A 23,591-nucleotide genomic window follows, 5' to 3' on the forward strand; every position below is an offset into this window, starting at 1 on the left:
GCGCACGCTGTGGTTAAATAAAAACCATGCTGCGCGGAATTATGCACTTACTTAAGTAATCTTTTATAATGCGAAAACTACTAATTACAATTGGACTTACTTTTATAGTCGTTACTGGCTTTGCCCAGGAAAAAGTTAATCCCCGTCCGCTTACAATGGCCGAGTATACCAAAGGGAAAACTTACGCCATTGCCGACCTTGACAAAGATACCTATGTAAAGTTTGATAATGCTTACGTGCTTGACAGGTACGAAAGCCGTAAACCTTACTTCATTACCGGCAGCGACAACCTGAAGAAGCGGATCGATCTGTATAAATTTATTGCCAAAGAGGGAATGCAGGAGATAGGTACCATGGTTTTTTACACCAGTGAAACCGGCAAAAAATACCAGGCCCTGGTACCAGATTTTACTGCGGATGCCAAAGTGTGGGCTGCTTATTTCCAGGATATCGATGATATTAATAAAGTGGAGAAGAATTTCATCCTGAAGTTGTCATATGTGCTATCTAAAGAGCTCAGTTTTCAGCAATATAAAGTGCTGAATAATGGCAAGGATATGAAAGAAGAATCAGCTACTTATGGCAATGATATCTGTTTTCCGGGTGATGAATTGGTGACGATGAGTAATGGCAGTAAAAAGTTGTTGAAAGATGTAAAAAGCGGCGATGAAGTGATTACTATCGATCCGCTCACCCGTAAATCCTCGGCCACCAGGGTAAAAGAGCTAACGGTTCACGCTGCTAAGAATTATGCACTAACCCGGCTGGTGCTGATATCGGCTAAAGAAAATAATACCATTAGCGCTATCGGTGTAATTCTGCGCGCTAAAGTGCTGCAGGCCACCCCAAACCACCCGATGGCTACTAAAGAAGGCCGATTAAAAATAGGCGATATAAATATCGGTCAGCAGGTACTATGCCTTAACGAGCAAACCGGCAAGTACGAAGCCTACACCGTATTGCAAAAGAATGAGCTTGCTGGCGGGGTACAAAATGTGTACAATATCGTAGCCGAAAAAGGCAGCACGATCCTGATGAACGGGGTGATGGTGCTGCAGAAGTAAGATTTATTGAAAGAGCAGCCGTCATGCCGAATTTATTTCACTGTTGTCCGGTAAAAACTCAAATAATAAAAAAAGTTACGATTTAAGGCCTTTCAGAGTAGATCATGTCTTAAAACCAATTTCCAAGCCCCCCAGTTTTAGTTGTTCGGCATGATCGTACACTGCGGACAGCCGTTCGGGATTGTTAAGGAAGTCGAACAAATGAATGTAGCTCATCAAATGCAACCTGATGATCGACGTTAGATTTGAAAAGGCCCATTTCCTTTTGAGTTGTACCTGTACCAGTTTGATGAGCAGATCAGCAATGAAAGCACACCATATCTGGATCTTAATGGCGTTTTCATTATCGCCAAGGAAGTATTTAAGCGGGAAGTTCTGTTTAACCCGTTTGAAAAGCACCTCGATCAGCCATCGCTTTTTATAAATGTCTGCTACCACTTCAGGAGGCAGAGAAAAGTTGTTGGTCAGGAACTCAAATGTCCGGCCGGATTCCTTGTCGAAAAAGGTAACTACGCGGACTTTTAGCTTGATGCCTTCTTTTTGAGTCCGTGTTCCCTGTAAGAGAGATCTATCCGCTACTACACCCACATCTTTACTGTGTTCGCTCAACTCATGGACAGTGGTTACGGTGTAACGGGCATCTTTTTTCTGCCTTGTAACGAAAAATACGCCCTCATTACAGAATCTTTCATACTGGGCGTAACTGACATAGCCTTTATCAAAAACGATGAATGAACCTGGCTGTAAGTGTATCTCTTTCAAAAAAGGCATATCATTGGCACTGGCAGCGGTAAAGTTCACCTTTAGTGGTACATCGTCCGCAGCATTGATCAACGTGTGCACCTTGATCCCGCCCTTTCTTCTGCCATCTAACTTACCCGGGCTTGGAGCATTTAATATTCGCTGAAACAACGTGATGGTAGAAGCATCAGCTATAAATAGTTTTGGGTCTATACGCAACCGGCTGTCCGGTAAAAGATGCTTATGACGACGGTATAACTGATCATAGATACGGGCAAATACCTCAAAACTTCTCCCGGCATTGGCATCACATAAAGTGCTTCGCGCCGGACACTTAATAACGCCCGTATGGCTGAGTTTATGCAGGCAGGCCTTCATGCCGCTCACTACTTCACGACTACTGGTGCATTTATTGAAAGCACAATAAAGCATCGTTACCAGGTGGGTATAAGTGTCGAAATAACGATAATAGCGGTCATGCTCACCGCGCCGGGCTAATGACCTTATTCCATTACGGTCAAGTAAACTTAACAGCTGATTCAGCACCGGCTGTCCGGTAAAAAAAGTACTTTTGCCCATGTTGAATGTTTAAGTGTGGTAACTCAAATATCAACAACAAAGGGGTAGCTTGTAAACTACCCCTTAACTTTTATCAAAAAATCGTTTTACCGGACAACAGTGAACTTGTTTCGGCACCCCACATGCTAAAACGATAATCCCACCTTGCCGTCATGCCGAATTTATTTCACTATTGTCCGGTAAAAACTCAAATAATAAAAAAAGTTACGATTTAAGGCCTTTCAGAGTAGATCATGTCTTAAAACCAATTTCCAAGCCCCCCAGTTTTAGTTGTTCGGCATGATCGTACACTGCGGACAGCCGTTCGGGATTGTTAAGGAAGTCGAACAAATGAATGTAGCTCATCAAATGCAACCTGATGATCGACGTTAGATTTGAAAGGCCCATTTCCTTTTGAGTTGTACCTGTACCAGTTTGATGAGCAGATCAGCAATGAAAGCACACCATATCTGGATCTTAATGGCGTTTTCATTATCGCCAAGGAAGTATTTAAGCGGGAAGTTCTGTTTAACCCGTTTGAAAAGCACCTCGATCAGCCATCGCTTTTTATAAATGTCTGCTACCACTTCAGGAGGCAGAGAAAAGTTGTTGGTCAGGAACTCAAATGTCCGGCCGGATTCCTTGTCGAAAAAGGTAACTACGCGGACTTTTAGCTTGATGCCTTCTTTTTGAGTCCGTGTTCCCTGTAAGAGAGATCTATCCGCTACTACACCCACATCTTTACTGTGTTCGCTCAACTCATGGACAGTGGTTACGGTGTAACGGGCATCTTTTTTCTGCCTTGTAACGAAAAATACGCCCTCATTACAGAATCTTTCATACTGGGCGTAACTGACATAGCCTTTATCAAAAACGATGAATGAACCTGGCTGTAAGTGTATCTCTTTCAAAAAAGGCATATCATTGGCACTGGCAGCGGTAAAGTTCACCTTTAGTGGTACATCGTCCGCAGCATTGATCAACGTGTGCACCTTGATCCCGCCCTTTCTTCTGCCATCTAACTTACCCGGGCTTGGAGCATTTAATATTCGCTGAAACAACGTGATGGTAGAAGCATCAGCTATAAAAAGTTTTGGGTCTATACGCAACCGGCTGTCCGGTAAAAGATGCTTATGACGACGGTATAACTGATCATAGATACGGGCAAATACCTCAAAACTTCTCCCGGCATTGGCATCACATAAAGTGCTTCGCGCCGGACACTTAATAACGCCCGTATGGCTGAGTTTATGCAGGCAGGCCTTCATGCCGCTCACTACTTCACGACTACTGGTGCATTTATTGAAAGCACAATAAAGCATCGTTACCAGGTGGGTATAAGTGTCGAAATAACGATAATAGCGGTCATGCTCACCGCGCCGGGCTAATGACCTTATTCCATTACGGTCAAGTAAACTTAACAGCTGATTCAGCACCGGCTGTCCGGTAAAAAAAGTACTTTTGCCCATGTTGAATGTTTAAGTGTGGTAACTCAAATATCAACAACAAAGGGGTAGCTTGTAAACTACCCCTTAACTTTTATCAAAAAATCGTTTTACCGGACAACAGTGAATTTATTTCGGCATTCCACATGCTAAGTAACCAACAAGCTAAACCGTTTGGGATGTGTTGACCTGTTCTGTGAGATGCCGAAATAATTTGGTAGGACGACTCTATTGGTTCCGTAGTCGTTTTATCTGGCTAGCCGATAATATCGTTAGAGAATGATTATGTCAAAGAGGCTGCTCACTAATTAAAGTAAACTGGCAGAGATGGTTGGGGCAGCTTTGTTTTTATCAAACATTTGCATATTTTGCGTCAGTATTCCCAATCCTTATGACAACCTATTACACTAATACCCAAACTGATACCCGGCAATACCCTATAGCTGGTTTTTGGCGCTATTTTCTATATATTTCCCTTATTGGTTGTATAGGTCTTTTTTGCTGGCTTGGGTATTACGTGCTTACGGATGTAAAAAGTGATATCCCGGCTTACGTGGTCATTCCGGTATTGATTCTCCTGATCTGCGGCTCCGTTTACCTGCTCGTGCGTACTCATAACGAAAGATTGCTGATAGAAACTGACAGCTTTGTGTATATGGAGGCTTACAGTAGCCGCACTATTTATTTTACTGATGTAAAGGGCTTTAGGCTAGATGAGAACTACATCTCTATCATTCCGATGACCGCCGGTTTGAAAAAGATCAAGATCACCAAATATATATCATCTGCTGAGGAGCTTAAAAAATACCTGGCCGATAATTTTACAAACCTTGACCTGGTAGAGTATGAAGACCAGCTGACTGGCATACTTACCGACAACAGTTTAGGATTTACCGAGGAAGACCGGGAGCAAAAACTTAAACACGCCAAATTGTTATGCGATATTGTGAACTGGCCATCTTACGTGGTAGCCGGACTGCTTATCTTTTATCCTGCGGCATATTTAATTTTGGTCACCGTAGGCGTATTGTATCCGCTGCTGGCTATCGCTGTACTCAAATGTAATAGTCTGATCAGGTTCGACGAGGAAAAGAACAGTCCTTACCCAAGCATCGCATTAGGGTTTATCATGCCTTTAGCTGGTTTGGGTATACGACTAGTTTCGGATCTTTCGCTATTAAATTTTGACAGTTTGTGGCTTCCATCGGGAGGTTTATTTGCCATTTTGGTGCTGGTCTTGTTTTCGGGAAATAAGTCGTTCAATTTTAGCAGTGGTAAAAAGATAGGCACCTCGATTCTCATGATGGTGTTCGTTTATCTTTATTGTATCGCGGCAAGTACAGCAGTCAACTGTTTATACGATAAAGCTCAGCCAACGGAGTACACAGTTAAAGTTACCGGCAAGAACATTACCCGCGGTAAACATACCTCTTACCATTTGGTGCTTGAAAAATGGGGAACACAAACCGAAGGCGAAGAGGAGAGCGTTAGCAGCGAACTGTATGACCGTATCCAAGCGGGCGACAAGGTAACGGTGGGCTGTCGGCCTGGCCTTTTAGGAATAGCCTGGTACACGGTTTATTGATCATTCAGTGGGATATTATTGGCCGGAAGATGACGAAAATCGATTTTACGCCTTCCTGCCGTTCCCCCCGATAACAAATACTTCGCTCGTGTCGGCTATTATTGTAATTTGCAGCCATCCCAATGGAACAAGTTTTAACCGCAAATGATGGCAACAAAAAGAATGACTTTTACTTTCTGAAGGATAAGAGCCTGCCAACGCTCAATGCGGTAATCATTGCTCAACATTCTCCGGCTACAGCTTATGAAGATATGGGTGCCGAATCCTTAACATCGCAGGCATTTCAGATTAATAAAGCAAGTTTTACCGGTCGCGAGGGTGATACAACGGTTGATGTAAGGATACTGCAGGAGCCGGGTGCCATTGTACTTTACTGTAGCTGTAAACAATCCAAAAGCAAGCTTTGCACTCATCAATCTTCTGCATTGCTTCAAATTATCTCTACGGATAACTACCTCCTGTTTTTCGACCATGCGCTCCGCTACGAAAAACTAAATAAGGCAGCCGCAGACTATGGTATGGTTGGTCAGCCCGACCTTGATAGGTATTTTGAAGCCGAACTGGTGGATCATCGTCTGCTGATCCGCCCCAGAGAGCGTTCTTTGCTACCAGTAAATGCCGCGACTTTGCAGGCGATGGAGCAGCAGCTTATGTTTGGCGATACAGCTTTACCACAGGCAACTGTTACAGGTGAAACCACAAAAAATATTATCGTATTAAAGCAGCACAAATTCTATAAGCACCTGGTGATAGAGCTGTATGATGCTGGGTTAACCAAAGACGGGCAGATCAAGAACCCGATGACCGTACTTTCCCCATTGCAATTGGTAATGGAGACCAACGATCCGCTTGAGTTGAAATTTTTTACGGCCGTTTCGCGCTTTCAGCAAAACATCGATGCCAAGATTACAAAAGCCAACCTCGATGGACTAAAGTCGGTTGTGCAGAACCCTTTAAATTTTGATTTTTACCTGCATAACAGCGGCATATCTGAAAAAGTGTCGGCTGCCGCTTTGCAGCAGATTGGTTTGCGCAACAGCGGTCAGGGCATCCAGTTAACTGTGCTGCCGAAAGGTGATTTTTACGAGATCTCGGGCGAGTGGCACATTGGCGAGGGGCGTTTCCCGGTTAAGGACCTGGAGATAATACATTCCTATTTTATCCGGCAGGAAAATATACTATACCTTGTAAAAGATCTGGCCATGCTCGGAGCGATTAACTTGTTCCAATCGCGCAAGGAAAATTTGTTGATACACCGTTCGCAGTTCAAAGCGTTTCGATCACGGATCTTAGATAAGCTGGAGGAAAGTATGGCGGTTAATTATCCCCATATCTTGAAAGCTACTCCTGCACAAATTAAACAGCAGCAGTTTGATAAAAATGAGCAAATCATCTACCTGTCGGATTTTGGGCCGCATGTAATGATCCTGCCCGTAATGCGTTATGGCGAGGCCGAGATCCCGATCCGCAAGGATACCCAGATCTACGCCACCGATGCTAAAGGCAACGAATTTTTGGTACAGCGAAATGACGAAGCCGAAAAGCAGTTTAACCTGCTGATTGTTCAGCAACACCCGTATTTTGAGGAGCAGGGAAATGATGAGATCCAATACTTTTACCTGCACAAAAAGCGCTTTTTGGACGAAGATTGGTTTTTGAATGCTTTTGAAGCCTGGAATAAAGCAGGTATAACCATTTTAGGTTTCAACGAGTTGAGCAATAACAAGCTGAACCCTAACAAAGTAAAGATAACTATAAAGGTACTCAGTGGCATCGACTGGTTCAACGCTAAAATTATCGCGCAATTTGGCAAGCGCAAGGCCTCGCTTAAACATTTGCACAAAGCCATTCGTAATAAAACGAAATTCGTTCAACTGGACGATGGTACCATGGGTATTCTGCCTGCAGAATGGATGACCAAATTTGATGAATACTTTAGGGCAGGCGAAATCTGGGAGGATGAGCTGCGCATTGCCAAAACGAATTATGAGGTAATTGAAGAACTTTATACGGATGAGATGCTGGATGCTCCGGTTAAGCTGGAATTGAAGGAGATCAGGCGTAAGTTTGAAAGCTTCGAATCCATCAGTGATGTGGAGGTCCCCGACACCCTGTTAACTACCCTGCGGCCGTATCAAAAACAGGGATTGAACTGGCTCAATTTTTTAGATGATTTTAATTTCGGTGGTTGCCTGGCTGATGATATGGGGCTGGGTAAAACCATCCAGATCCTGGCCTTTATCTTGTCGCAGCGCAAAAAGGTTCAGCACAATACCAATTTGCTGGTAGTGCCTACGTCGCTAATTTTTAACTGGCAGGCCGAGGTGGCCAGGTTTGCACCATCCTTAAAGATCCATACGGTCTACGGTGCCGACAGGGTCAAAAGTATTGCCGACTTCACCCATTTCGAATTGGTGCTGACGTCCTACGGTACGCTCCTGTCTGATATAAATTTCCTGAAAGATTACACTTTCAACTACATTTTTCTCGATGAATCACAGAATATCAAGAATCCGGGCTCGCAACGTTATAAAGCTGCGCGATTGCTGAAAGCAAGGAACAGGATTGTCATCACCGGTACGCCTTTCGAGAACAACACTTTTGATCTGTATGGGCAACTGTCCTTCGCCTGCCCGGGTTTATTAGGGAGTCATCAATATTTTAAGGAGATTTATGCTGTACCCATCGACCAGTTTAAAGTTAGCAAACGCTCACTTGAACTGCAGAGCAAGATCAAGCCTTTTATTCTGCGCCGCACCAAGGCTGAGGTAGCAACCGAGTTGCCTGAAAAAACGGAGATGATTTTGCATTGCCCTATGGGCGAAGAGCAACGTACGGTTTATGCCGCTTACGAAAAGGAGTTTCGCGAGTATATTTCGGCAACTACACAGGAGGAATTACCGAAACGCTCGATGCATGTATTGAAAGGCTTAACCAGGCTCCGCCAGATCTGCGATTCGCCGCAATTGCTGGATGGTGTAAGGGTACCCGGCGATGCTTCTGCCAAAATTGAAGTTTTGCTGGAGCAGATAGAGAGTAAATCGCCTCATCATAAGATTCTCGTCTTCTCGCAGTTTGTGGGGATGCTCGATCTGATCCACAAAGCGCTTATAAAACGGGGTATTGGGTTTTCGTACCTAACCGGTGCCACGCGCGACAGGGAGCAGGTGGTCAATAATTTCCAGAATAAGGAGGATATCCGCGTATTTTTAGTGAGCCTGAAAGCTGGTGGTACGGGCCTTAATCTCACGGCTGCCGACTACGTTTACCTGGTTGACCCGTGGTGGAACCCTGCCATAGAAAATCAGGCTATAGACCGCGTGTACAGGATAGGGCAGGACAAGAACGTGGTAGCTGTAAGGCTTATTTGCCCTGATACGATCGAAGAGAAGATGATTTTGTTGCAGCAAACAAAGAAGGAACTTGCAGGGAAGCTGATCTCGTCAGATTTAATTTTTAAATCCTTGAATAAAGCAGATCTATTAGGCTTGTTAACGGGGGGATTGTAATACGAGGTTGAAATTAGCACATTGATTCACCCCGGGATTGCTCTTGTCCGGGTACTTCTACTCTTGCCGTAATTAGTGTTCAAATACCTCCCTGTCTTTTCGCTGAAAGCTGTATATCAGGTAACCAAGCGCGGGAAGAATAAAAACACTGCCGGCCAGTAACGCTATTCCCAAGCTCTCGATGGCTTTATCCGCTCCGTGGTTTTCTATCAGAGAGAGATAGCCCCCATTTTTAAGGATAACGATGTTCGGATAGTGCCGGTAGGTAGTCGTTAGCAGGATCATGGTCACCTGGAACCCCGCCAAAATGCGGATAATGAAACGCTTACCCTTAAAAATAAGATACCAAAGTAAAACCAGCGAAACGGAAGCTGCGCTTACTGCCAAAACGCCAACGCTATTACCGAAAACCCAATCTACCAGCGGGATCTTTTCGGTGAGGGAAGCGATAAAAACCATAGCCCCTGCAGTTACAGCCGCCACATTCATGATACGTGCTTTACGCACAAAGCTGCGGCGTTCAGTATAATCACGGGCTTCGCCGATAAGGTAAATAGCTGCCAGGAATCCGCATAGTGCCACGGTAAAAAAGCCGATAGCCACCGAGAACCAGTTGAGCCAGCTATAAATATAGGCCGACATAAAGTCGCTAGCCTGCGGATCTATCCGGCCGCTTACGGCACTGCCCGCTATAATTCCTAAGAACAGCGGGGTGATAAAGCTGGAGTAAACAAAGATCTTGTTATATACCACCTGCATATGATCAGTAACGGCATCATAGTTCCTGAATGTAAGCGCGGTTCCGCGTGCAATGATCCCCATCAGCATAATCAGCAGGGGGATGTGCAGGTAGGTAGACATGGTGGTATAGATGACCGGGAAACCTACAAACAAAATTACAATAGCAATGATAAGCCACATATGGTTGGCCTCCCATATTGGCCCGATGGCGTTGTACATGATCTTGCGCGTGCGCGATTTATTGGCGGAAGAGGTAAACAGCTCAATGATGCCCGCACCAAAATCAGCACCACCCATTACCAGGTACAACAGCAGGGCCAGCCATAAAAACGCCATTACAACATATATCATCATCAGCTTAGTATTTAATGTAAAATGCGTTTAGGTTCATCATAAAGAACAGGTACCATTTTTATTTGCCGGTAAAGCAGAAAAGTTACCGCTATACTCAAAGTAAAATATACCAGGGTAAACAGGTAAAAGGAATAGCCAATTCCCGGCATAGGGGTAACCGCATCTGCTGTTCGCATCACGCCCTGGATGATCCAGGGTTGGCGGCCAACTTCGGTAACTGTCCAGCCTGCCTCTACAGCTATAAAGCCTACCGGGGTAGCTGCAATGAATAATTTAAGGAACCATCCTTGTACCAGCCAGCTTTTCTTTTTTGATGACGCGATAAGGTAAATAATTCCAAGCGCCATCATCATCATCCCCAATGCCACCATCAGCTGGAAGGCATAATGCGTAACAGCTATTAGCGGCTGATCCTTTTCGGGAATTTGGTCCAGACCCTTAACAGGCGTTTTGAAATCCTCGTAGATCATGAAGCTGAGTAAGCCGGGGAGTTGGATCGCGTAATCCACCTTCTTGTTTTTCACATCCGGTATACCGCCAATAATAAGGGGTGAATAAGGCTCCGTTTTAAAATGGGCTTCCATGGCGGCCAGTTTTGCCGGTTGCCTTTTAGCCACCATTTTGGCCGAAATGTCACCACTTAACGGCTGCAAAATAGCGGCCACCACAGCAAATGTAGCCGCAATGCGGAACGATTTCATGTGGAAGTTAATGTTGCGCTTCCGGTAGATCATTAGTGCGTGGATCCCGGCAACTGCAAAACCTGTAGCTGCAAAAGCCGCTATACACATATGCAGGGCCTGCGAAAACCAGGCGGGGTTAAACATCGCTTTTATCGGGTCGATATTGGTGTATTGGCCATTTACGTAATCAAAGCCGGTTGGGCTGTTCATCCAGCTATTGGCCGCAACTACTAAGATGCCGGATGCTAACCCGCTTACGCCTACAACTACACCTGTAAACCAATGAAACCATTTATTAAACCGGCCCCAGCCATACAGGAAAAACCCAAGCGCTATGGCCTCGATGAAGAATGCAGTGCCCTCCAAGGAAAATGGCATGCCGAAAATTGGCCCCGCATGTTTCATAAAGGTTGGCCAAAGCAGGCCTAACTCAAAAGAAAGCACGGTGCCCGAAACTGCACCGGTAGCAAAGAATATTGCAACGCCCTTGCTCCAGGCTTTGGTTACGTTTTGGTAAACCTGGTTATTGGTTTTAAGGTACATGAAGTGTGATACCGCCATAAAAAAGGGCATCACCATGCCTATGCACGAAAATATAATGTGAAAGCCGAGGGACAATGCCATCTGCGAGCGCGCGGCCATAAAATTATCCATGCCCAAATTTAAGCACTAAGTAAAGCAAACCAGTACTTACCAAGGGTTTATCGCAATTTAAATTGATTATGTATTAATGTCTTATTTGGGTTAGTAATTTATTTTTAATTATTGTTCAGATAAACTCATTTGATGAACCGGCGAATCTTGAATCAAATTCATTTGGATAGCCACAGCCATTGGTTTATTTACTATTTTAATAGTCATATTAACTACTAAGCCGCATACCTCGGTATCACAATTCCACCATCAATATGCTCAGTAGCGTTTTTAACTTTACTCCATGTAAATTGCTTTTGCTTTTGTTGGCTAACCATCTTGCCTGCCCTGCTAAATTTACGGCGAAGGGATTAAGGAACTTACCGCAATTGGGGCGACCGGGCCTACCTGTTTTCCAGCAAACTGATTAATGCTTCCTACCCGTTTCCCATTGTCTGGAAATATTAGCAAATTTGAGTTCCTAAATATCACAATGAATAGAATAGAACCAATAGTATGCCTAAAAAGACTTTTATGCATATTTCTGCTGCTATCGGGCACCGGGGCAGTGGCCCAACAAAATGCATTTAGTTATAACCAATATGCGGATAACCTAACACCAGTGAATCCCGCATACTCCCTCCTCGATAAAGCAGGTAATGTCAACCTATTGGGCAGGCGGCAATTCATTGGTTTAGAAGGTGCACCAGCCAGTTTATTAATGAGCGCCAGTTTTCCTTTGGAAGCTTTTGGTGCGGCAGCAGGTTTGTTTTTAGTGAATGATAAATTTGCTGTAGAGAACCAAACAGAAGTAAATGCTTTTTTTGCCAAATCAATACGGTTAACAAGCACTTCTTTCTTATCTGTTTCATTAAATGCCGGTGTTAGAAGTTATTTAGCCAACTACTCATCACTTGATGCTAACGACCCCGTGTTTAGCAGCGATGTGCGCGAAATCAAGCCCAATATCGGTTTTGGCATCATGTTTTTCAGTGAGCACTATTACGTTGGACTATCGGTGCCCGAGCTAAGTTTCAGAAATTTAGGGGCAGGCTCTGTTCAACAGGCCAATTACCTTCGCAGTCACTATTATTTTAGCGGCGGTGTGCTTGCAAAAATAAACGATGATATTCAGTTTAAGCCTGCAACGTTGGTATCCTATCTGCAAGGTTCGCCGGTTATAGCTGATTTATCAGGTACGTTTTATTTGAAAGAGCAATTTGGTTTGGGTGTTAACTACCGCACCAATAAACAAGTAGCGGGTATAATCTCTGTAAATTCCAATAGTTTTAAAGTGGGCTATAGCTATCAGTTCGGCACGTCCTCTGCTAACTTGGGGGGATATAATAATGCCACCCACGAGTTAAGTATCAGCTATCGCTGGGGTACAGATCTGCAGCGAAAGTTGCTTTAAAAATTTAGAGATATCCCTTTCAAAAACAATCATTTATAACTTCATCTAAATTCTGTCTTGGATCTTATACTGAAAAACTAAGAATATAAGCACTGTTGATCCAACCAAATAGCCATTAAGTATTCCAGGGTATGCCCGATCAGGCCATCTTAGCAATTTTTTTTTTAATCACAGCTAAATGTCGTTCAACCACGCCATTTCGCTTGCTGTGGCTTTGAGCGCTTCTGGATACGGAACTGTTAATTTATGCTAAATAATGACGGATGTTAAAATGTTTTTAGGCCATAATCGTCTTTACTGGAAACGCCCGAACAATTACAGAACCGGTATTTTCATTTTAGTGTCACAAACACACTAACCTGATAAAATATCGTAAACTGGGTTGACTAATATAGTCAACTTAGTTTACCTTTGTATCATTATCTCGAAGCCATGAAAACAGCTAACTCAACAACAAACAATAATACTCCGGTTTTCGCCGGGTTTGCTAATAGCGCATTTGTTAAGGCATCTGCCAAATACCTGGCCGATGCCTTAGGGGAGGGTATAAAGCAGAGTTTGAATGGGATGGATATTAATGTTGAGTTCATCACCTTAACTGCTCGCAGCCTTGCACAAACATCGGGCAACATGGTGAAAAAATTCATCTCAAAATACAGCAATGAAGGCCGCCAGTTGGCCGACCGCCGCTACAATTATAATAACAATACAACCTTATCGCACTCTTAATAGCACACATCACAATGAAAACCTTTTACAAAACGCTTTTTTCGAAAAGCATTTTACTTATCACCTTAATTTCGGCCTCACTTACACTTCATGCGCAAACCACCGTGGTGAAAGGTACCGTTACTGACGCTAAAACACACCAGGCAATGCCCTATGTTACGGTAACCTTTGCTAACACAACCATAGGCGGAGGTACTACTACACAGGGCCGTTACAGTATCAGCACCACGGCAAATTACAACCGAATCCAGGTCAGTTTCGTAGGCTTTAAAACCGCCACGCGCAACATTGAAGTTGGTAAAGAGCAGGAGATCAACATTGCGTTAGTTGAGGATAACCACAGTTTGAACGAGGTGGTGGTAAAATCGGGTAAAAAGAAAAAATACACCAATAAAGATAACCCTGCAGTTGAATTGATTCGCCAGGTTATAGCCCACAAAAAGCAGAATCAATTAGAGAATTACAACTATGCCGAGTACAAGCAGTACGAGCGGATGAACTTCGCCCTGAGCAACGTGAGCGAAAAATTCAGGAACAAGCGCATTTTTAAAAATTACCAGTTCCTTTTCCGCGAACAGGATTCTACTGCCATTGGTGGTAAAACCTTGTTGCCTTTGTACCAGGAAGAAAAACTCTCAGATAATTATTTCCGCAAGGCACCTTATGCTAAAAAGCAGGTGATATCTGCCAACAAGCAAGTTAAATACGACGAGAGCTTTATAGATAACCAGGGCTTAACTGCTTATTTCAACAGGATGTACCAGGATATCAATATTTACGATAATAATGTATCCTTACTCAGCAACCAATTGCTGAGCCCAATTGCCGATCACTCCCCGGATTTTTATAAATTCTTTATTACCGATACCCTAAAAGATCAGCAGCCAAACCTGATCGAGCTAAGTTTTACCCCGCGTAATACAAACGGTTTATTATTTGAAGGAAAAATATATATTACGATGGATGGTAATTTTGCTGTGCAGAACGCGCAGCTGAATGTCAACAAAAACATCAACCTTAACTTTGTAAGGCAGATGCAGGCCACCCTTGCTTTTGAGAAAAACAACGATGGCAAATACCATTTGAGTCAAAGCGATCTGAAGATTGAATTTGGGCTGAACAAAAATAAAGGCGGTGGTGTATATGGTGAGCGTTTGGTTACCGTAAATAATTTTGTAATTAACTCGCCCCGTACCGATGATACTTACAAGGGGCCGGCCCAGATAGTGGCAGCCAACGCAGCCGATAAAGACGACACCTACTGGCTCATGAGCCGCCCGGATACGCTGGATGCCGCAGCTGCAAGCATTTATAAAAACATAGATAGCCTGCAAACTATTCCCTCGTTCAAAAAAACGATGGATATTGCAACCCTGCTGTTTGCCGGGTATAAAAACTATGGCAAGTTTGAAGTTGGCCCGGCTAATACCTTTTACAGCTTTAACCCGGTAGAAGGTTTCCGGGGCCGTATTGGTGGCCGCAGCACGCCTGAGCTGAGTAAACGTTACTATTTTGAAACCTACGGTGCCTACGGTACAAAAGATCAGCGATGGAAGTATTTTTTGAGCAGTACATACTCGCTCAACAACAAATCTATCTACTCCTTTCCGCAGAATTATATCCGGGCGAGTTTCCAGCACGATACCAAGGTGCCGGGCCAGGAGTTGCAGTTTGTACAGGAGAGTAACTTCCTGTTATCTTTTAAACGTGGCGCAAATGATACCTGGTTATACAATGATATTTTCAGGTTGGATTATGTGCATGAATTCACTAATCACGTATCCTACGCGCTTGGCTTTAAAAAATGGAATCAAAGCGCTGCCGGCTCATTGGTGTTTGAAAACCTTTTGCCAAACGGTAACCTCAATAATGTGGGAGTTATCCGCACGTCAGAGCTATCAGCACAGCTGCGGTGGGCGCCACACGAAAAATTTTACCAGGGCAAACTGTACCGTACTCCCATACCTGATAAGTACCCGGTATTTACACTTAACTATGCACAGGGTGTAAAAGGCCTTGCAGGTGGAGATTACAACTATCAAAACGTTACTGCCAATATTACTAAACGTTTCTACCTGTCGCAGTTAGGGTTTACTGATGTAAGTACGGAAGGTGGTTATTTATTTGGCCAGGTGCCTTTTCCGCTACTGGATATTCACCATGCCAACCAAACTTATGCCTTTCAGTTGTACTCGTACAACCTGATGAATTTCCAGGAGTTTGTGAGTGATCACTATGCAAGCATCGCTATCGACCATAACTTTAACGGTTTCCTGTTTAACCGTGTGCCATTGTTAAGGAAATTGAAGCTGCGCGAAGTTATCGACTTTAAAGCCCTTTGGGGCGGCGTACGCAGTGAGAATGATCCGACTAATAACGGTAGCCTGCTGCGTTTCCCTTCTGGTGCTAATGGCGGTACTTACTCTTTAGGATCAACGCCCTATGCAGAAGGAAGTATAGGTGTTGGAAATATATTTAAGGTGCTGCGGGTAGACCTGGTGAAGCGTTTTACTTACCTCGATAATCCGGGTGCTCCAAAGTACGGAGTGCGCGCATTTGTTAAGTTCGATTTTTAACGTAAATTCGTAAACCAGGTTGACTTTTAATTGTTAACACTATTAACATGGGAGATACTTGTAATACAATAGAAGATTCACAGCGAATCACCTGTAAACTGGTGTATATGCTGAAGCGGGCTATGGACGAGTGGAGCATGAAAAAGCTTTGCCGGATGAATCATCTCGATTTTAATAATGCGCATTTGCCGTTTTTTATGAGCATTGGTACCACCGGCATCACCAATAATGCCCTGGCCGCTAAACTGAATGTAAGCAAGCAGGCAGCAAGTAAGATTGTTAAGGAGTTGGAAGCCACTAATATGGTGCGAAGCGAAAAAAGTCCGGATGATGCGCGTGCAGTTATGCTGTATTTAACGGACGAAGGTGAAAAATTCTATCACCATTTAAAGGGCCAGGTAGAATACCTGGAGAATGAATACAAAAAAGTTGTAGGCGTAAAAAATTACGAAACAGCTATTGATGTGATGTTAAAACTGGTACAATTTCACGATAATTATAATTGCTCCGGATCAGAGACGACGGTTTAATTGTATCATACGGAAAGTATAATATAAAGGCCACAGGGTTTTACCGCTGTGGCCTTTTTGTATTTGATAAAGGTTAAAATTCAATAAGCGAACAAATTCGTCTTCGTTTAAAATGTGGTAATTAAATTTCTATACTTGCATAATGGATCATTCACCCATTTTAGCCAACATTGCCAAATATGTTATTCTTACCAGCGAGGAAGAAACTTATTTCACTTCGCTGCTTCGTTATAAAAAGATAAAGCGTAAACAATATTTGCTGGAAGAGGGTGAAATTAACACGAAGGTTAATTTTGTGATCAGCGGTTGCCTGCGAAGTTACGCGGTTGATAAAAATGGCGGCGAACATGTATTACAATTTGCCCCTCCCGGCTGGTGGATAGTTGATATGCGCAGCCTCTTGCAACATGAACCCGCACGCCTAAACATAGATGCCATTGAAGAAAGTGAGATCTTTTCTATAAACAAACCAGATCTGGACGCCCTGCAGCTAAAATTTACAAAGTTTGAACGTTTTGGCCGCATGCTGGCAGAGAATGCTATGGCCACTTATCAGCACCGCCAGATAGATGGGATGATCCTCAGCGCGATGGAACGCTACGCTAATTTCTGTACACTTTATCCTTCGCTTATCCGGAGCCTTCCTCAAAAACAGGTGGCCTCCTACATTGGCGTAACGCCCGAGTTTTTAAGCAAAATGCTGAATACCGTGATAATTAAGTAGTATTTAACTCTCATTCTTGTCATTGCAAGCAAGTTCAGCGACTATTGATATTATATCAATCAGCTTGATTACTAAGCTTTAATCTGCTAATTTCTTAATCTACATTAACAATTCCAGTTAACCTACTTTATTGGGCATCGTTAATTAACCGGGTATCTTTGTACTATACCGAGCAATTCAGATGAAAAAATCGATAGAAAGAATGATCCCCCGCCCGGCAAGACCGGGAATGGTTGGTGATGGTTTCAGGGTTTATAATATGATACCCGGTGCAGGTATTTCACAACAGCGCATTAGTCCGTTTTTGATGCTTGATTTTAATGCCGAGTTTGATTTTGGACCGTCGGATCATTTGAGAGGGGTAGATGTACATCCGCATAAAGGTTTCGAAACCGTCACCATTGCCTACAAAGGCAGTGTGGCCCATCATGATAGTACCGGTAATAGTGGTGTTATTAATCCCGGTGACGTACAATGGATGACAGCGGGAACAGGTATACTGCATAAGGAATATCACGAAGAAGAATTTTCGCGAAAAGGCGGGCCATTCGAGATGGTGCAGCTTTGGGTAAATCTGCCGAAAAAATATAAAAACACTCCGGCCAATTACCAGCCGATCACCGCCGCCCAAATGGGCAAAATAACTTTGCCGGATGATGCCGGTTTAGTAAATGTTATTGCTGGTACATATAATGAAATTAAAGGCCCGGCCAGTACATTTTCACCGGTAAATCTTTTCGATATCAAACTGAAGCAAGGGGGGCAGACCAGTTTCACCGTACCGGCCGACCATAATACTGCCTTGCTGGTTATCAATGGAAATGTAACTGTGAACGGTGAGCCGGCTAAAGAACACAGCTTCATCCTGTTTAAAAACGATGGTGAAGACATAACACTTATTGCTGGTACTGATGCAGTGCTTTTAGTTTTGAGCGGAGAGCCTATTAATGAGCCTATAGCCAGTTACGGCCCCTTTGTAATGAACACGCAGCAAGAGATAAGAGAGGCTATTGAAGAATTTCAATCGGGTAAATATGGTGTTTTAAACTAAGCTGCATTTTTTACAAAAGAGCAAGCGAAGTAATAGCCCGCGGAGATATCCGCTGCAGGTATGCTCAATTAATACGTTATGAAAAAGAAGATCCTCCATATCCTTCAGGGCCGCGCAAAGCAGATCACCAAAGATGATACCGTTATACAGCCCTTGCCGCATTTGGATTTTAGGTTTGCTAACCCGTTTATAGTGCTGCACCATATGGGGCCGAAGGAGATTGCACCCGGGCAGCAATTGCGCATGCATCCGCACCCGCATCGCGGGTTTGCGCCGGTGACTTTTATGCTGCAGGGGGAGGGTTATCATCAAGATAGTGCAGGGCACAGTGAAACCATTACAGCAGGTGCTGCGCAATGGATGTTTGCAGGTAAAGGCATTTTACATAGTGAAGGGCCAACAGAACAACTACTGCAAAATGGGGGGACGCAGGAATTGATTCAGCTTTGGGTAAATGTACCGGCAGCCAATAAGTTTGATGAGCCGACTTATCAATCTGCCACCCGGGCTCAACAGCCAAATGTTTTGGAGCAGGAGGGCGTAAACCTGCAATTGGTGAGCGGTGATTTCGATGGAAAGACTGGGCCTCTTCATAGCATTACTCCGGTAATTTTGGTAATAGGCAAAATAGAAAAGTGTAAAACGGTGCAACTAGCCGTTACTTCCGGTTATTGGACGCTAATTTACGTGATCAGGGGCAGCATCTGCGTCAACCAGGAAAGTATCGCACAGCATAATCTAATCGTTTTTGAAAAAGATAACGAAGAGATTATGCTTACTGCGGAAATGGATACTCAAATTCTCCTGCTCTCTGCGGAGCCTATTGAAGAACCCGTTGCTGCTAAAGATAACTTTGTGATGAACAGTTCCGCAGAAATAGAACAGGCAATTGCCGACTATAAAAGCGGTAGGTTTGGTTCGCTGGAGTCGTGATAGTGCAGTTCTTCCAAATCTATTTCTTCCAGTAGTTCCTCGTAAGTATAATGCCTGTCAAATGGTACACTGCTATTATACAGGATACCGATCCGGATGGCTTTAAGGCCCGATACGCCCTGCAGATCCTCCACCTCCAGCATCTCTACATTACTATCCAGCATCTTCTTAGTTTGCAGGAAATGAATGTATGTTAAATATTCCTTTTCTTCATCGCGGTTGGTATACACAATGGTCAGCTTCGCTATATCGGTGATGCGTTTGGTTGTTCCCTTAACACAGGCCTTATCTATCCGTTTTTTTACAATCTCGAAACGGGCGTTATAGGTGCCGTCCACATCAAATCGCTTTTCATCCATCCTGAAACGGATAGAAAGCGGCAGACTAAAAGCCAGGATCAGCGATGTTACTTCCAGCGGATAGGGCAGTACTTCACGGTTAAAATGATGTTCCAGTTCCATCTCGCACAATACCTGTATCTGCCCAAGGCGAAGGTTATGCACCTGGTTCATGTTAAACGGCTGGTTTGGAGCTATTTCTGCACCTATATATAAATTATGCTCTACACCATCAGTTTTAAACCGTTCGTAATAATGCGGAAAAGCTTTTTGAGCCTCCACCTGCCATCTATCCAACATAACGGCAAGGCGCTCGTTAATTATGGCTACAGTAGTTTCATACTTTCGTCGCTGCAAATGAAAGTCGCCCAATTTCTCTACATCTTCAAAGTATTCGGTAATAGCAGGGCAATTGTCAATTTCCAATACCAGCGCTTGTTTCAGAACGGGGTGCACCTGATTCTCCAGGTATTGAAGGATTTGCTGCTCGGTATCCGCTTTTACTTCAGAGCATAGTTCTATTTCAAATTTCCTTAATCGCTGGGCCACATCATCCAGCGAGTCTATTCCAGACGATACAGATAGTTCCTCTACCAGTGCCAGCGCTGATTTTAGCTGGTTCTCCAGGTCGGTTTGCAGGCTTTGATTGCGGGTATTTGATGAACCCTTAATATCTACCTGGCCATATAGCGGATAAACATTACGGAAGGTAATTTCCCGCAAATTATATTGTTTGTGATCGCGCTTTAATGCCAGGAACTTATTTACCTCTTTTTTAAATTTCCAATATACACTCGGATGAATGCTCGTGTACTCATTTTGCACAATTGCCTGAACCCGGTTGCGCATATCACCAAATTTACGCTCAATGGTATCGGTAATGAAAGGCATGACCACATCCAGCTGATTGGCGTTGATACTGTTTAGCTCGCGTTTTGTGCCCGATACCAGTTCGATGATCCCCAGCATCAGTCCGTTTTTAACCACCGGGGCTAGAATAAAGCTGTTGATGCCCTGTTCTTTAAATCTTTTGCCCATTACACTCTCCGGATTCTCTGCTATGTACTTATCCACGTCTGCTATGGCAAAGTAGATGCGCTCGTTGACAAGTGTAGAGAGCGACGTGGTACACAGAGTATCTGAACACAATTCTTCCTCAATCTCATCCGGCAATAAAAAGCTTTTGATCTGCTCATTAAAAGGGGCCAGGGTAAAAGTGTTTTCGTCGGGATCAAACGAAAGGAACCCTACCTGTAAGTCAGGGATCTTATAGATTGAACGGAAAACCGACTCGATGTCATCATGCGCATTTACGTCCAGATCGTCACCCCCAAGCAAAGTTCCTTTTAAAGAGGAAACCGCGCTTTCTACTGTGGCATCAAATAGCGAAACAAGTCCGAAGCCGCGCAGATCCCAGCTGCCCACCGGGAATTTTTCTTTCCAAATATCAATGTTGTTGTAGTTATCGGTCAGCAGCTCAATGTCTTCCGGCGTTAGTTTTACTGCTTTATCTGTTGGCGTCAGCTCTAAAAAGTCTGCGTTGTAAAGGATACGGTAATGTTTAAGGATGCCATCTTTGGTGGGGATGTCATAATAAAGCGGCTTGGAAAAATTAAGATGGGTGCCATATACACTATCCAGGATAATGCAGCACGCCATAATATAAAATTGCTCTTCGTTGTAATCCCTGAATGCGATGTTAAAGGTATCGCCGGCTGATGCAAGAATGTTTTTAAACCGCGCACTTTCATTAAACAGGATGTCCTGATACGGAACAGTTACGGCTTTTATGTCATTATTAGTCAGAATTTTTGGGAACAGAATTTCAAGCAGGTTACTTATTAGGGCCGTGTTATTTATAATCTGCTCCTTGTTGATGATCCCGGTCCGTAGCTCCGGAAACGGCTCCACCTGCTTTAAAATTGCCCTGGCGTAATCTGCCTGCGGGCCGCTTTGGCTGGCTGCTGCTTGTTCAAAGTGCTCGATTAGCTTGTGAAATGATATATGGAGAACAAAAGGGCTCTCGGTTAATGCATTCAGATTCATAATTACGAAATTACGCAGACTATTTTAAATTTGAATGATTACAGCAGCAACACATCTATACGGTGGGCGTGCACCATCTGCATATCTGTCGACCATGCAAAAACAGTAAACTGCCCATCCTGTGAAGCTACCAATGCAATAGCGTCGTTTTGATCGTGCACAAATTGTGCTGCAGCCAAGTGCCTGGTACCGCCATTTTGTGCCGGATGCACTTTGGTAGCTTTGGCGCCTGCCAGCGGTTCGGTTAATACAATCTGGCCCACAGGAGCGCTATTTTCGGCCCGGCTTATTTTTACACCAAAGGCCAGCAGATCATATTTATCCGTAATAACGGTTGCACCATCTACGGCAGTAAACCCGCCTATCAGGTCAATCGCCTCCAGCAAAGCTTCCTGCCACTCTAGTTTTTTCCTTTCGGTAGCGTTAAGTGTGAGTAAACCGGGTATAGCGCTATACGTTGGAATTACCGGGTATTTTATTGGATGCACTACCGATTGCTGCCACTTGTCAGTTCCTGGTGGTACAATTGCTACCAGCCCGCCTTTACCGTGTACACGCATAGATGCTGCAAGCTGTACCAGCACGTTAAAGGATTCGCCCATAAACGACGGCAAAGGCATTTTGGCCAGCGATTGCAGCAAAACAGGGCAATCGGCAACGCCCATGGTCACCTCATCTAAAACCTTTATCTGGTCGCCCTGTAAAACGGCAATATTTACAAACTTACCAAAGCCATCAACCCGGCGGTGTTTAATTACCAGTAGGCCGGGTTCCACAACCTCCAGCACAAAGCAAATTGAGGGGATACTATGCGTTGTTCCCCAGATGAAAAGGTCATCTCCTTCCGGCCATACGCCTAAATGGATGCCCGGCTGTTCAACAGCTGGTGCAAGTTTGTTCAGGTTTTGCGGGGTTAGCCTCAGCTTTTGTCCAAATATCAGTGGTTGTGCAGATTGGTCTGGCCGTAGCAGTGCCAGAGAAATTTTTGGCGAATGCCCCTCCTCACGGCGCAGGCTGGCCCAAAACCCAATATCGATCACCGCCTCGATGATCATATTATCCGGCTCGGTAGCCAGGTTTTGGTGATGCAGCTCATGCGCTTCCTGCAAATGCTTTTTAAAGTGCGCCTCAATTACAGGTGCAACAATCCGGGCAGGAAGGTAAGTAGGTTCTGATAGCATCTGGGGCAGATAGATTATAATTCAAAAATAAACATATTTTGCCCTTAGGTTAAAGCAAATTATTCTTTATGACTTAATTAGGAAAAAGGGCGCAAACGCTATTCTTATGGCTAAAACGCAGGCTTCAATAACAACGCTGTGCCTGTTCCTAGCGCGGCCCCGCTAAAAACATCCGTAGGGTAATGCACACCCAGGTACATTCTTGAGTAAGCTGTACCGCCTGCCCATAAAAAAGCAGGCGCAATTATGTACCATTTTGGATAAGCCTGCGAAAGTGCCATAGCGGTTGAAAAACTGGTAGACGAATGGCCCGAAGGGAATGAACTTTCGCCGGGTATATATACCGGTACTATTTTTAAATTCCGAAGAAAGGGGCGGGGCCGGCCAATCAGTTTTTTGATTAGGTAAGTAGCCACAAAAGTAATGGCGGTGCTGCTGGCCACGTAGCCGGCATTTTCGCGCATGTTACGGTCATTGGTAATAATGCCGCCAATAAGTAAACCGGCGGGTACGCCAATATTGCCGTACATGATATTCCTCGACAGAAAACGCATGGTTGGCGTAGCCTCCGGCGTACGATGCAGTGCAAGGCTAACCATGGTGCGGTCATCAAACCGCTGGATAAAATTATCGTCTTTCGGCACAACAACAGCAACCTTGGGTTTTTCCGCAGGTAAACCCGCAACAGTATCTTTCGCCGGTACCACCACGGTTTGGGCAAATAGTGTTGTGCAGGTACCAGCTATTGCAAAAAGC

Annotated in this window: 17 protein-coding genes; 10 read left to right on the forward strand and 7 right to left on the reverse strand. The window is 44.2% G+C overall.

Annotation, left to right across the window (positions count from 1 at the left end; translation table 11 throughout):
- Positions 1-155 precede the first annotated feature (155 nt).
- The gene (locus A0256_14800) at positions 156-1,064 is read left to right on the forward strand and encodes a hypothetical protein (protein AMR32601.1); all 909 of its coding nucleotides are present in this window, start codon (positions 156-158) and stop codon (positions 1,062-1,064) included.
- A 102-nt stretch (positions 1,065-1,166) separates the two neighbouring features.
- Here the strand turns inward: A0256_14800 and A0256_14805 are convergent, their stop codons facing one another.
- Positions 1,167-2,384 carry a hypothetical protein gene (locus tag A0256_14805; protein AMR32602.1) on the reverse strand — a complete coding sequence of 406 codons (1,218 nt, stop codon included), beginning with the start codon at positions 2,382-2,384 and terminating at the stop codon, positions 1,167-1,169.
- A gap of 368 nt (positions 2,385-2,752) precedes the next feature.
- Positions 2,753-3,832, reverse strand: a complete 1,080-nt coding sequence (locus A0256_14810) for a hypothetical protein (protein AMR32603.1) — start codon at positions 3,830-3,832, stop codon at positions 2,753-2,755.
- A gap of 367 nt (positions 3,833-4,199) precedes the next feature.
- Between A0256_14810 and A0256_14815 the strand changes: the two genes are divergently transcribed.
- On the forward strand, positions 4,200-5,393 hold the full coding sequence (locus A0256_14815) for a hypothetical protein (GenBank protein AMR32604.1): 1,194 nt from the start codon (positions 4,200-4,202) through the stop codon (positions 5,391-5,393).
- 122 nt (positions 5,394-5,515) lie between these two features.
- Positions 5,516-8,902 carry a DNA helicase gene (locus tag A0256_14820; GenBank protein AMR32605.1) on the forward strand — a complete coding sequence of 1,129 codons (3,387 nt, stop codon included), beginning with the start codon at positions 5,516-5,518 and terminating at the stop codon, positions 8,900-8,902.
- Positions 8,903-8,974: 72 nt separating this feature from the next.
- Here the strand turns inward: A0256_14820 and A0256_14825 are convergent, their stop codons facing one another.
- Together A0256_14825 and A0256_14830 are read right to left on the reverse strand one after the other, a co-directional pair.
- Positions 8,975-9,994, reverse strand: a complete 1,020-nt coding sequence (locus tag A0256_14825) for a cytochrome D ubiquinol oxidase subunit II (protein ID AMR34562.1) — start codon at positions 9,992-9,994, stop codon at positions 8,975-8,977.
- A 14-nt stretch (positions 9,995-10,008) separates the two neighbouring features.
- A complete protein-coding gene (locus A0256_14830; GenBank protein AMR32606.1) occupies positions 10,009-11,334 on the reverse strand; it encodes a cytochrome BD ubiquinol oxidase subunit I in 1,326 nt (441 codons plus the stop codon).
- A gap of 472 nt (positions 11,335-11,806) precedes the next feature.
- Between A0256_14830 and A0256_14835 the strand changes: the two genes are divergently transcribed.
- The 7 genes from A0256_14835 to A0256_14865 all read left to right on the forward strand — a co-directional run bounded on the left by A0256_14835 (position 11,807) and on the right by A0256_14865 (position 19,270).
- On the forward strand, positions 11,807-12,727 hold the full coding sequence (locus A0256_14835) for a hypothetical protein (GenBank protein AMR32607.1): 921 nt from the start codon (positions 11,807-11,809) through the stop codon (positions 12,725-12,727).
- A gap of 432 nt (positions 12,728-13,159) precedes the next feature.
- Positions 13,160-13,456 (forward strand): hypothetical protein, encoded by a 297-nt coding sequence (locus A0256_14840; protein AMR32608.1) that lies wholly within the window; start codon positions 13,160-13,162, stop codon positions 13,454-13,456.
- Positions 13,457-13,470: 14 nt separating this feature from the next.
- Complete coding sequence (locus A0256_14845; GenBank protein ID AMR32609.1) at positions 13,471-16,032, forward strand: hypothetical protein; 2,562 nt, start codon at positions 13,471-13,473, stop codon at positions 16,030-16,032.
- 47 nt (positions 16,033-16,079) lie between these two features.
- On the forward strand, positions 16,080-16,562 hold the full coding sequence (locus A0256_14850) for a hypothetical protein (protein AMR32610.1): 483 nt from the start codon (positions 16,080-16,082) through the stop codon (positions 16,560-16,562).
- A gap of 142 nt (positions 16,563-16,704) precedes the next feature.
- A complete protein-coding gene (locus A0256_14855; GenBank protein AMR32611.1) occupies positions 16,705-17,286 on the forward strand; it encodes a hypothetical protein in 582 nt (193 codons plus the stop codon).
- Positions 17,287-17,467: 181 nt separating this feature from the next.
- Positions 17,468-18,337 carry a short-chain dehydrogenase gene (locus tag A0256_14860; GenBank protein ID AMR32612.1) on the forward strand — a complete coding sequence of 290 codons (870 nt, stop codon included), beginning with the start codon at positions 17,468-17,470 and terminating at the stop codon, positions 18,335-18,337.
- A gap of 78 nt (positions 18,338-18,415) precedes the next feature.
- A complete protein-coding gene (locus tag A0256_14865) occupies positions 18,416-19,270 on the forward strand; it encodes a hypothetical protein (GenBank protein AMR32613.1) in 855 nt (284 codons plus the stop codon).
- On the opposite strand, the gene A0256_14870 is transcribed toward A0256_14865, so the two are convergent.
- The 3 genes from A0256_14870 to A0256_14880 all read right to left on the reverse strand — a co-directional run bounded on the left by A0256_14870 (position 19,234) and on the right by A0256_14880 (position 23,479).
- Positions 19,234-21,654 carry a hypothetical protein gene (locus A0256_14870; protein ID AMR32614.1) on the reverse strand — a complete coding sequence of 807 codons (2,421 nt, stop codon included), beginning with the start codon at positions 21,652-21,654 and terminating at the stop codon, positions 19,234-19,236. The genes A0256_14865 and A0256_14870 overlap by 37 nt on opposite strands.
- 38 nt (positions 21,655-21,692) lie before the next feature.
- On the reverse strand, positions 21,693-22,835 hold the full coding sequence (locus A0256_14875) for a hypothetical protein (protein AMR32615.1): 1,143 nt from the start codon (positions 22,833-22,835) through the stop codon (positions 21,693-21,695).
- Between the two features lie 110 nt (positions 22,836-22,945).
- Positions 22,946-23,479 (reverse strand): phosphatidic acid phosphatase, encoded by a 534-nt coding sequence (locus tag A0256_14880; GenBank protein AMR34563.1) that lies wholly within the window; start codon positions 23,477-23,479, stop codon positions 22,946-22,948.
- Positions 23,480-23,591 lie beyond the last annotated feature (112 nt).

The sequence above is a fragment of the Mucilaginibacter sp. PAMC 26640 genome, from assembly GCA_001596135.1.
In the GTDB taxonomy this organism is placed as follows: Bacteria; Bacteroidota; Bacteroidia; order Sphingobacteriales; family Sphingobacteriaceae; genus Mucilaginibacter.

Bases quoted from the DNA above. Each gene is read 5' to 3' on its own strand.
- A0256_14850 (AMR32610.1), top strand. From the start codon at position 16,080: ATGGGAGATACTTGTAATACAATAGAAGATTCACAGCGAATCACCTGT.
- A0256_14835 (AMR32607.1), top strand. From the start codon at position 11,807: ATGAATAGAATAGAACCAATAGTATGCCTAAAAAGACTTTTATGCATA.
- A0256_14855 (AMR32611.1), top strand. From the start codon at position 16,705: ATGGATCATTCACCCATTTTAGCCAACATTGCCAAATATGTTATTCTT.
- A0256_14870 (AMR32614.1), bottom strand. From the start codon at position 21,654: ATGAATCTGAATGCATTAACCGAGAGCCCTTTTGTTCTCCATATATCA.
- A0256_14805 (AMR32602.1), bottom strand. From the start codon at position 2,384: ATGGGCAAAAGTACTTTTTTTACCGGACAGCCGGTGCTGAATCAGCTG.
- A0256_14825 (AMR34562.1), bottom strand. From the start codon at position 9,994: ATGATATATGTTGTAATGGCGTTTTTATGGCTGGCCCTGCTGTTGTAC.
- A0256_14840 (AMR32608.1), top strand. From the start codon at position 13,160: ATGAAAACAGCTAACTCAACAACAAACAATAATACTCCGGTTTTCGCC.
- A0256_14810 (AMR32603.1), bottom strand. From the start codon at position 3,832: ATGGGCAAAAGTACTTTTTTTACCGGACAGCCGGTGCTGAATCAGCTG.
- A0256_14845 (AMR32609.1), top strand. From the start codon at position 13,471: ATGAAAACCTTTTACAAAACGCTTTTTTCGAAAAGCATTTTACTTATC.
- A0256_14875 (AMR32615.1), bottom strand. From the start codon at position 22,835: ATGCTATCAGAACCTACTTACCTTCCTGCCCGGATTGTTGCACCTGTA.
- A0256_14860 (AMR32612.1), top strand. From the start codon at position 17,468: ATGAAAAAATCGATAGAAAGAATGATCCCCCGCCCGGCAAGACCGGGA.
- A0256_14800 (AMR32601.1), top strand. From the start codon at position 156: ATGGCCGAGTATACCAAAGGGAAAACTTACGCCATTGCCGACCTTGAC.
- A0256_14820 (AMR32605.1), top strand. From the start codon at position 5,516: ATGGAACAAGTTTTAACCGCAAATGATGGCAACAAAAAGAATGACTTT.
- A0256_14830 (AMR32606.1), bottom strand. From the start codon at position 11,334: ATGGATAATTTTATGGCCGCGCGCTCGCAGATGGCATTGTCCCTCGGC.
- A0256_14865 (AMR32613.1), top strand. From the start codon at position 18,416: ATGAAAAAGAAGATCCTCCATATCCTTCAGGGCCGCGCAAAGCAGATC.
- A0256_14815 (AMR32604.1), top strand. From the start codon at position 4,200: ATGACAACCTATTACACTAATACCCAAACTGATACCCGGCAATACCCT.